9 protein-coding genes are annotated in these 10,200 nt (G+C 64.2%); 6 read left to right on the top strand and 3 right to left on the bottom strand.

All coding sequences use genetic code 11. The features are described from left to right. A partial coding sequence (locus ABDZ95_RS11260) for a PDDEXK family nuclease (protein WP_343793743.1) occupies positions 1 to 1,012 on the bottom strand: 1,012 nt, incomplete at its 3' end. Between the two features lie 73 nt (positions 1,013 to 1,085). On the opposite strand from ABDZ95_RS11260, the gene ABDZ95_RS11255 reads away from it, so the two are divergent. The 6 genes from ABDZ95_RS11255 (at position 1,086) to ABDZ95_RS11230 (ending at position 5,802) form a co-directional block, all read left to right on the top strand. Next, positions 1,086 to 1,646 (top strand): hypothetical protein, encoded by a 561-nt coding sequence (locus ABDZ95_RS11255; RefSeq protein ID WP_343793741.1) that lies wholly within the window; start codon positions 1,086 to 1,088, stop codon positions 1,644 to 1,646. Between the two features lie 177 nt (positions 1,647 to 1,823). Continuing rightward, the gene (gene mobC, locus ABDZ95_RS11250; protein WP_343793739.1) at positions 1,824 to 2,345 is read left to right on the top strand and encodes a plasmid mobilization relaxosome protein MobC; all 522 of its coding nucleotides are present in this window, start codon (positions 1,824 to 1,826) and stop codon (positions 2,343 to 2,345) included. A 35-nt stretch (positions 2,346 to 2,380) separates the two neighbouring features. Beyond that, positions 2,381 to 3,337 (top strand): relaxase/mobilization nuclease domain-containing protein, encoded by a 957-nt coding sequence (locus tag ABDZ95_RS11245; RefSeq protein ID WP_343793737.1) that lies wholly within the window; start codon positions 2,381 to 2,383, stop codon positions 3,335 to 3,337. A gap of 78 nt (positions 3,338 to 3,415) precedes the next feature. After that, entirely contained in the window at positions 3,416 to 4,009 is a 594-nt protein-coding gene (locus ABDZ95_RS11240) for a DUF6088 family protein (protein ID WP_343793735.1), read from the top strand. A 195-nt stretch (positions 4,010 to 4,204) separates the two neighbouring features. Then, entirely contained in the window at positions 4,205 to 4,450 is a 246-nt protein-coding gene (locus tag ABDZ95_RS11235) for a helix-turn-helix domain-containing protein (protein ID WP_343793733.1), read from the top strand. Further along, on the top strand, positions 4,450 to 5,802 hold the full coding sequence (locus ABDZ95_RS11230; RefSeq protein ID WP_343793732.1) for a type II toxin-antitoxin system HipA family toxin: 1,353 nt from the start codon (positions 4,450 to 4,452) through the stop codon (positions 5,800 to 5,802). Before ABDZ95_RS11235 ends, ABDZ95_RS11230 begins: the two co-directional genes overlap by 1 nt. A gap of 11 nt (positions 5,803 to 5,813) precedes the next feature. On the opposite strand, the gene ABDZ95_RS11225 is transcribed toward ABDZ95_RS11230, so the two are convergent. Both ABDZ95_RS11225 and ABDZ95_RS11220 read right to left on the bottom strand, forming a co-directional pair. Continuing rightward, positions 5,814 to 6,800, bottom strand: a complete 987-nt coding sequence (locus ABDZ95_RS11225; protein WP_343793731.1) for a tetratricopeptide repeat protein — start codon at positions 6,798 to 6,800, stop codon at positions 5,814 to 5,816. A gap of 8 nt (positions 6,801 to 6,808) precedes the next feature. After that, positions 6,809 to 10,111: a DEAD/DEAH box helicase gene (locus ABDZ95_RS11220; protein WP_343793730.1), complete on the bottom strand. Its 3,303-nt coding sequence runs from the start codon at positions 10,109 to 10,111 to the stop codon at positions 6,809 to 6,811. Positions 10,112 to 10,200 lie beyond the last annotated feature (89 nt).

Raw genomic sequence — 10,200 nt, 5'->3', positions numbered from 1 at the left:
CCCCCCCCGCCCCCCCCGTCTCGTCCTCCGAAGGGAGAAAGTCAGGATGGGTCTGAGGCTGCTGGTGGAAGACATAGCGAACGACCTTCTCGCCGAGCGCGCGATCGAGAGCGCGACCGAAGTCGTCGATGGTGCGCGTGATCTTCGGGGCTTGGAGCAGCTGACGCCAGGGCGGCGGACCGGTTCGACCGCCTTCCCAGGTGAGAAGATGAACCAAGGCAACGTGGGCGAACTGCACGCCCCCGTCCCCGACGACGAAGCTGTTGCGTATGCTGGTTGGCGAATGTTCCTCGACCGTCTCAAGGTCCCATGTCGCGAGAAGCTGTTGGGTTTCACCATGCAGGTCGGCTCGTCGGGCGCCGTCCCCATCCGTGAAGTACACCTCTGAAACACGTATCTTCCAGGTTTCGGTGAAGTTCGCCGCGTCGCCCTCGACGCTGATGAGTTCTTCCTTCGCGAGATCGAAATGCACGCCTGCACCGGGCCTCAACACATAGGCGACGTCGCCCGCCAACAGTCCGAGCAGGTTCTCCTTCATCGCGCGCTCATGGCTGATGTTGAAGTTCGTTCTGGCGAGTTGGAGGTGCCGCGCTTCGAACAACGTCCAGAGGTTATGGAACTTCCAGGCGATGAGCAGGGGGCGTCCTACGAGATCCGCGTAGGCCTGGAGGCGGCCCAGGTAGTCTGGCTTCAGCGACAGGGTCGGGCTCTTCTTGGATTTTACCTCTATGAGAATCGGCCCTCCCTTGTCGAAGGCGGCAAGGAGGTCCGGAACCTGGAATGTGTCCCGGGACGACAACGGCGACTGGGCCTGGTCCAGCTTGTGAACCAGGCGACATCGGCCGAGCCAGGCGCAGATAACCGAGAACTCATCCTCGGCCGGCAAACCCAGGTTCAGTCGCTTTACCTTGCGCGCGACGACGGCCGCATCGCCGCTGTAGCCAAGCTCGGCTAGAACGTCCTGGATTAGCCGCTCGATGTCGTCGGGCGGCTCGTCGTCTGTCCCTGTCATTGTCGTCCGAACCTCGGGTCGCCGTCACGCATGTAAGGTGTAGTTCATGGAGGCGGAGGGGGCGATTCACGACATGTCCAAGGCCGCGAGACATTCGGCCGAACGTGCGCTTCAGGCCTATGACGCGTTGGCGGTGGCCGAGTCCTACCCGGCAGCGAAGGCGGCTTGGGAAGATTTCCTGATCCACTGGCGCCGGGGGCTCAACCGGTGTGATGCGTTCGGAAGCCGAAGCGACGTCCATTACTTCCGCTCGATCAATCGCGTCAGACTGGACGCTGCGCTGGCCTACCTCTGGGCGGCGCGAAACGCCGACGAACACGGCCTCGCATCCGTTGCGACAATGCAGGAGGCCGCGATCTCGATCGGCGCCCTCGGTGGCTATGAACCCGGGGTGAGAACGGGCGAGTCGGGCGAGGTCATCTATACCTTCACGCCGACCAGTGACGATCCTCCGCCGTTCCTAGCCTTTCTGCCGGAGCATCTGCGTCTGGAACCCATCGTCGAGCGCACCCGGACCGTCCCTGTGCCGCCTGGGTACGACTACGATGTCGGGGAGGTATTCCCCGCGGTTGCCTTGGCCAGACATGGACTGGAATTCCTGACGCGCGAGATCACGAGCCTCGGCGATCCATGAGACTGGCCTCCGGTGCTTTCCGCCCAGGCTGGGGCGCCCTTCAGGCCGGCGGGCGAGCGGCCGCCTTCGGTCGCCGAGGGGAGGGCGGGCAGCACCGGAGGCCTACGGGGCGAAGGGGGTGACGGTCTAGGGCAGGATAGGCTTTGCGCCGGCAATGTCTGACAGACCCCCTCTCCAATGGATCGCATCACCCTTCGTCTCCCGTCCGATCTGACCCGCCGGTTCGACGCCGCGGCAGCTGCTCAGGGCGGCCGTTCGCGACTTCTGCGCCGGCTGATGGAAACGGCCGCGCAGGCCTCCTTGCCGGCGTCCGCGGAGCCGCCCTCCGCGCCTCTGACCGGCAAGCTGACCCTGCGGCTGAGCGATGCCGACCTAAGTCTCCTGGAGGCCGAGGCGACCGCCGTGGGCCTGTCGCGGACCCAATGGAGCGTCGCGCTCATCCGGCGGCGTCTGCACGATCGACCGCAGTTCCGTCGGCCCGAGGCCTTGGCTCTGATCGAGGTCCGTCGAGAACTCAGGCGGATCGGCGTCAACGTCAACCAGATCGCCCGAGCCCTGAACACCGCTGTGATGGACGGCGTCGTCCTGGACCTAGAGGTCGCTCAACTGGGCGTCTTTCAGGCCGAGATCGCGGCCTGGGTCGAGGCGCTCGGCGAGGCGTTCGAGGGCAATCTCGCCTATTGGGTGCCGGCCTCGTGACGGACTTCCGGTCATCGCGCGGGTTCGAAGAAGTCTTGCGGCCGCCGGTCGATATCCGGCGCGCGCGGATCACGACCGCAGTGCTGCGTCCGTCTCACGGTGCTGGCGAGCATGCGGCCATGCGGTTCGCCCGTGTGGCGCGTAAGGCGCCGGAGGTGATGGTGAAGGTCACCGGCCGGACCCGGGACGGCGCCCATCTGAAAGCGCACCTGGACTACATCAGCCGCAACGGCGCCCTGGCGCTGGAGGGGCCCGACGGCGAGCGACTGGAGGGGCGGCGGCAGGTGGGGGATCTGGCGCGCGATTGGGCCGGGGAATTCGCGCTCGATCCGGGGCGCAGGCGGGACGCCTCGATCTCCCTTTCGATCATTCTGAGTATGCCGGCCGGGACCGACGCCGTCCGCCTACATGACGCGGCGAGGGCATTCGCGGCCGGGACGTTCGGCGAACGATTTCCCTATGTCTTCGCCCTGCACGACGAAGGCCGGCACCCGCACGTCCATCTGACGGTGCGAAAACTCGGGCGGGACGGCGAGCAGTTGAATCCCCGCAAGGCGGACCTTCAGGCTTGGCGCGAAGGATTCGCCAGCGCTCTTTGCGACCGGTCCATCGAGGCCGAGGCGACGCCGCGTCGGACACGGGGCGTGACCCGCAAGGCCGAACGGATACCGGTGCGCAAGATGCGGGAACGGTTCGCGGCGGGCCAGGGGCCTTTGCCCGAGGTGCTCGCCGTCGCCTATCGGGCGGCGCTCGCCACGAGCGGCGGCGGCGCGCCGTGGCTGGAGGCGATCCGGATCCGTGAGTTGGCTATCCGGCGCGCGCTGGTGGCGGAGGCCTTGCGTCTGTCGCGATCGGAGCGGCCCGGCGACCGCGCTCTTGCCGCTGTGGTGGAGCGGTTCGTGCGGGCACGGCCGGCGCCGATGACGCGGGATCAGGCGCTACGGCAAAGAGGGGAGGCCCAGCGCGACGCGGGTCGGCCCCGTGAGCGCTAGGGGACCTTCATCGCAATCGCCGCCGTCGCGTTTGCGAAGTGTCAGAAGTTATCCTATATTTCTGACACTGAGGTTGTCATGCAAGTACTCGCCGATCAGATCATGGAGCGCGCCTCAACGCTGCCCGAAGGCGCGCCGATCGCCGCCAAGGCGCTGCTGCACCTGGGCACGCGCGCGGCGGTGGACCAGGCCCTGTCGCGGCTGGTTCGCCGGGGCCGGCTCATGCGCGCCGGTCGCGGCGTCTACATGCGCCCGGTGGAAAGCCGCTTCGGTTCCCGCACGCCCTCGGTCGAGACGGTGGTGCGCGCCGTGAGCGAGCAGCGCGGCGAGGTCGTCGCCTCCAACGGCGCAGCGGCGGCCAACGCCTTGGGTCTGACCACCCAGGTGCCGATCCGCATGGTCTATCTGACCACTGGGCGGAGCCGCACCTTCAGCGTCGGCAAACAGACGGTGGAGTTCCAGCACGCGCCCGCATGGCAACTACTCCTCGCTGATCGTCCGGCCGGGGAGGCGGTTCGCGCCCTGGCCTGGCTCGGGCCGGAGAAGGCCGGAATGGCGCTAGAAACCCTGAAGCGAAAGCTGGGCCCCTCGGCGTTCCGGGAACTCGTGTCGGTGAGGCCGCGTCTGCCGACCTGGCTGGCGCGTTCGGTCAGCCAGGCGGCGCATGCCTGAGGTGCTTTCCGCGGAACACCGACACGCTCGCCTTTGATTTATTCGGTCCGGGGCAGTGTGGCTTGGGTGCTAGCCCATACGGTGTTGCGTATGAAGTAGCTTTATCCGCATTTCCGTATTGTCTACGTTTATGCGCGTAAGCGTATATTGACAAATGATGCGGATTTCCGTATGTGGCGGCAAAAGGAGTTTCACATGGAGCCCATCGTCCGCAGTGAAAAACAGCTCGCCGCAGCCATTCGCCGATTTCGGAAGTTGGCGGATATGACCCAAGGCGATCTCGCGACCAAGGCGACCAAACGCCAGGCGACCATATCCAATCTGGAAAGCGGCTCCGCCACGCTTGAAACCCTCTTCGCCGCTCTTGGTGCGCTCGAGCTGGAAATCGTCGTGCGGCGCAGAAGCCGGGGCCCGGCGCCTGATATCGGGGACCTGTTCTGATGGCCCGCAGACGGAGCAATGCGCCCCTCCTGGTTTACCTCAATGGCAGGCTCGTCGGTCGCCTTCGCCGGGAAACCAGCGGAGCCATCGACTTTCAGTACGATCCCTCATGGCTGGCGTGGGAGCACGCGATCCCGGTGTCGCTTTCGCTGCCGCTTCGCGAGGATCGTTATCTCGGGGCGCCGGTCGTCGCCGTGTTCGACAACCTGCTGCCCGACAATGAGAAAATCCGCGGGCGGGTCGCCGCGCGGGTCGATGCCGACGGAATCGACGCCTACAGCCTCCTGGCCGCCATTGGCCGTGACTGCGTGGGCGCCCTGCAATTCCTGCCCGAAGGCAGCGAACCGCCCCGGCCGGGCGAGATCGAGGGTGAGCCCCTCAATGACCGCGCCATTGCGAAAATTCTGGACGATCTGACCGCAAATCCTCTGGGGCTCGACGATAGCGAGCACTTCCGGATTTCACTCGCTGGCGTTCAGGACAAGACCGCCTTCCTCCGTCATGACGGCCAATGGCTGAAGCCGAACGGCACCACGCCGACCACCCACATTTTTAAACCGCAGATCGGCAAGGTGCCGGGCAGCACCATCGATTTTTCCGACAGCGTCGAGAACGAATACCTCTGTCTGACCTTCCTGCGCGCGCTCGGCTTCGACACCGCCAATGTCGAAATTCAGACCTTCGGCCGGAAGCGGGTTCTTGTCGTCGAACGTTTTGACCGCACCTACGCCCGCGACGGTCGCCTGTTGCGCCAGCCCCAGGAGGATTTCTGCCAGGCGCTCTCGGTGCCTTGGGCGAAGAAGTATGAGAACGATGGCGGACCCGGGATCATCGACTGCCTCGATCTGCTCGGAGCGAGCGATGAGGTGACCATTGATCGTCAGGCCTTCATGAAGGCGGTTATCGCCTTCTGGCTGCTCGGTGCGACCGACGGGCACGCGAAAAACTTCAGCGTATTTCTGTACCCCGGCGGCGGCTTCCGCCTCACACCTCTCTACGATGTTCTATCCGTTCAGCCCGTCCACGACGCCCGGCACCTCACGCGCAACCGCTATCGGATGGCGATGGCCGTAGGCGACCGTCGACACTACCGCGTCGACAGCATCATGCCCCGGCACTTCTACCAGACCGGCGCAAAGGCGGGCCTGGACGAAGCGACCATTCGCGGACTGTTCGCCCAACTCGTCGCTGATGCTCCCGAGGCCATCCAGGCGACCAAAGCCAGCCTGCCGCGGGGGTTCCCCAAAGATCTCGCGAACTCGATCTTCACCGGGTTCAACAGCCGCCTGCGCTTGCTGGAGCTGGAGCTGGACCGGTTCGCCGCCGCCGACGATGCTGATGACGGTGAGTAACCGGCATAGACCTAACTGCCGGTCAGCTTGCGGAGCTGCTCTGCCCGGCGTTTGACGCCGATCTTTGGATCAAGCGCCAAGGCCGCGTCGTAGATCCGCAGCGCTTTCGGGAAATCCTCGAGGATTTCGCAGCAGGCGCCCTTCAGTTTTAATGCAAGGGCGCGCGTGTGCGGGTCCAGGGCGTCGGCGTTGACGAGAAAGCCGTCCAGGCTGATCAGAAGCCGGTTTGCCAGTTCCGGGGAGGGCGCATCGCCCGTCGCACGGAACAGTTTCTGCACGAGATACACATCGCCCTTGGCCAGTGAGGCCTCAACCCACGTGTCACGATCCAGGAAGGTGCCGTCGAGGCCGTAGTCGAATCCTTCGCCCTTGAGGTAAAGCAATCGCACCACCGGGCGATCCGCCGGGAATTCATAGCGCGCCGCCCAACCCGATTCAGGCACACAACTTCCCGTCTCGATCCCGGCTTCGAGGTCAAAGATGACCAGGCGTGAACTGTCTTCTGAATTCGGCGCGTTGCAGGCCTGGCAGACGGCGTAGCGTCCATCGTCGGACAATCCGCTGTCAAAGATGTTGGCGGCGAAGGTCCGCGTGATGATCGGACTTCCATCGGCGCGGAAGGCCAGAAACATGCCGCAGAGTTCTGACGTGAATCGCCAGTCGTTCAGCGTGAAGGTGCCGTTGTTCGCGACTCGGCCGTCATTGGGGCGCTCCACTTGGCCCACGGCTACGACAAGATCCCCGTCGACAAGGTAGTAGCGCCCCAGGCCTGACTGTCTGGCGCCCCCGACTGTCCCGGCGTCATTGCCGTCGCGCCATAGCAGGATGAAACGACCATTCGCCGATCGCACCTGATGGCCGATGAAGTTCAGCTCCGGAATGTGAACGATACGGCTGGCATCATCCAGCGACTGTCGGCTGATGCGCTGTCTTGCCCCGGCCGGCGGCTCCGGTCCCCCCGCGGCGCGCTCATTGGCGCCGAACAACCATTTCAGCATATCCGCACCTATTCGCTGCAAACGATTGTCAGGTCGACGTCGATGGTCTCCCGGAGGAAGGTGAGGGCCGCCGCCAGCACCACCGTCTGATCGGGCGTGCGATTGGCCTTGGACAGCCCGGGCTGCGCGATCAGGACTTCGGGCTTTACCGGCATGGCGCGGTTGAGCTTGACCATCTTGTTTATGTCGGCTGCCGAGCCCGCCAGGAATCGGGTGGGCCGGTCCGCCCGGCGCAGTGTCGCTTCGCGGTTCCGGATGTGCTGGCAAAGTTGAGGGAACTTGCCGCTCCATTTCGCCGATCGGACCGCCTGGGAGCTCACCTCCACAACATCCTTGATGCGCTCCCCCGGTGTCGCGCCGCCCGCGAACTTGCAATGCACGAACGCCACACGGATGAATCCGTCTTCGACTTTCATGCACACCAGGTCGGCCGCTTCGCCGGCGGCGTCATCATCGAAAATGACGTCAAAGCCACTCTCGATATAGTGCTGGGCGGCGTGGGCCTGAATGGAGTCCGTCCGCTTCACACCTGCCTTCCACAGGCTCTCTTTCTTGAAGTCGACGCCGTCCCATTCCCAGGTCTCAAATCGATCTTCCGAAATGACTAGGGCCTGTGGGGTTTGCGGCCCGATATGCAGGTTCGCATCGAGTTCAGTCAGGTCCACCAACCTGAAGAGCGGTGGGTAGTTCGAGAAATATTCCGCAAGGGTCTGCTGCAGCTTGCCGACCGTGACGCGGACGGTGGCGCCGGTGAGCTGAATGACCGAAAAACCGTGTTCCCCGCCGAGCTTGAAACGGAAGGTACCCCAGGTTCCGCGCGTCGCTTCGACCAACTCGAAGTCGATGGCGTCGGCCGCACGATCAGTCGCCCTCAGGACAAGCTCAAAGGTGGTCATCGCGCCTTCGCTGGTCCCGTTCCTGAATGTGACGCGCTCTTCGGCCTGACGCAGCATTTCAAGCGGCCACTCGATGCTGAACGGGTCAGCCGCCGGCAGTGCATAGACCTCGTTCGGGATCAACACATTGTCGATAAGCTTCGACGTGTCGATGTTCCCATCCAGCAGCTTGTCGCCGACGGTTTCGCACCATTCGGTGAAGCGCGGGATCGAGCCCTGCTCACGCGACCAGACCCGACCCTTGAACGAACAGCCGATGGTGATCTGCCGCCCGCCCTCCCAGCCGGTGCCGCTCAGATTGGATTTGACGGAGCCGGCCTTTTCCGAAAGGCCAAGCGCCTGTTTCACGTCCGCGCCGGTATACATCGCATAAGACAGATTTCGCCGACCGTGCTTCTTCACCCCGACATTCTGGAACAGCAGGCGCGATATGCGGCCGAGGCTGCGGAACATCACGTCGCCGAACATCAGCCTGGTCGCGCCGACCGCCTTCGCCAGGTCCTCAAACGCGGAATCATGGTCGCTTGACGAGAGGTAGAGCAGCTTCCGGGCTTCGTCGTAGTGCAGGATGAAGAGGTCCCAGGTCCGGTCGCGAACCGAGCGCGCACGCGTCCATTTCAGGAATGGTTCGGTGCGGGTGACAAAGAAGAGGGTGTTGCTCGCCTCGTTCAGCCACACCGCATGAGGGATCATGCTTTCCGGAAGCCCTGTATGGAAGCTTCGGGGCTTAAAATTCGGGGCCTCATAGAACAGCGTGCTCAAGGTTGGGCGCAGCAGCTGATGCGAGATCGCCGTGTCGTCGTCGAGGCTGTCGTCGAGCCGTTTGGACGCATTCAGGAACTCCATCAGCTTCGCGTGTTCGCGGGCCGCCTGTGAGCTCAACTCGCTCAGGAGCTGGTTCCAGTCGGCATCTTCGCTGTAGAGCCGCTCCAGCGCGCTGGACACGTTCGGTTCGGCGATGTTCGCAACCACCGAGGCGTCGCCGATCCGGTCGCCGGTGCTGCGCGTGAAGCGCCCGGTGAACTGGAGGAGGACGGCAAGGCTCTTGTGGAGGTCGTGAATAGCCGCGACCTTCAGCTCAGGAAGGTCGAACCCCTCGCCGAGCATGTTGACGCAGACGGCGATCCGGTGCTTGCCGGCGCGCAGATCGTCCACCCGGCTGTCGGTGTCGTTCAGCTTCGAGTGCAGCAGGATCGGATTGAGATCAGGTGCGAGGCGCCGGTAGATCGCGAACACCGCCGTCGCGCGTTCGATCGTCCGGCACCGGGCCATCATCAGATGGTTGAAGCCACCTGCGAGATCGTCGCGTAGCCGCGTCACGGCGGCTGTGGCGATAGCCTCATCGGCCTGGTCCAGGATCGGCTCGTAGACGGGGTCAAAAGTGATCGGTTTGAAGTAGCCGTCAGTCTGCGCCATCCGCAGCGGGTAGTTGTAGATTACATGACCATCGACGAGCTTGCCGTCGCGCCGGAAGGGCGTCGCCGTGAACTGAAGCGTGGGCTTGCCACGAAAGGCCTCCCGAAATCCGCTCCAGGTCTTTGCGCCGATGTGATGGGCTTCGTCGACAATCAGAAGGCCGACAGCCTCCGCAATGCGCGGCCACAGCGCCTCAGCGTCCGCCAGCGCGCTCATGGTCGCGATCACGACATTCGAGCGCTCAAAGATCTCGAGATCCTCGGCCTTCTTCGGCACCTTGGTGATGACGCCGACATAGGGGTTAGGGGCGCCGTCGAGCAGGACGCCGAGCCTCCGCAGCAATCCGAAGCTGAGAAACTTCCTGGCGGTCTGCGAACGCAGGGCATCCGACGGCACGATGACCAGCACCGGCTTGCGGGCGTAGGCAGCCATCGTCGACAGCATCGTCTCGGTCTTGCCGGTGCCGGTCGGCATCACAACGGTGGCAGGTTGCTGGTACAGGCTCCAGTGGGCACCGATCGCATGAAGCGCGCCCACCTGCGGCGGACGCAGGCCTTCATTGCCGGGACGGACAGTTCCATCGGCTTCCGGGCGCTCGGCCTGGAACAGGAACCGGCCGTTCCATGCGTTCGCCAGTTCGTCGAGAGCAACCTTCCATCCCGCGTCGGCCGCACGCTGATCGATCGCCTCGAGGGCGCGGTGTTTCAGCCAGCGCAATGTGCCGTCGGCCTCACGAAACAAGACCGCGTCCGCCTCCGGCGGGCGCGTGGCGATCTTGCGCGTGGTGACGACCACCGTCTCGCCGGATGGCAGCCGGTACAGCGGCTCCTTGATGCGGGCGGAGACGAAGACCTCGCCCTCGGACCTGGCCTCAACCTTCTCGTCGAACCTGACAATACGCCGAACCTGGCCGATGCCGAATTGGACCGGACCGTAGTTCAGGATTGGCAGATCGAGGCTGATTGTCTGATCGACTGCAAAAAGATCCGCTTGTGCCATCCTCGACCTATTGTTCCACCCTCATTACGCGGGGTGTTCTCCACCAATGGTAGAGACTTGCCGTTAAGCTTACCAGCGTTCTCCGAAGG

This window comes from Brevundimonas kwangchunensis, assembly GCF_039523815.1.
GTDB lineage: Bacteria > Pseudomonadota > Alphaproteobacteria > Caulobacterales > Caulobacteraceae > Brevundimonas > Brevundimonas kwangchunensis.
The sequence above is the reverse complement of the archived record's forward strand: the minus strand, read 5'-3'. Positions and strand labels throughout refer to the sequence as shown.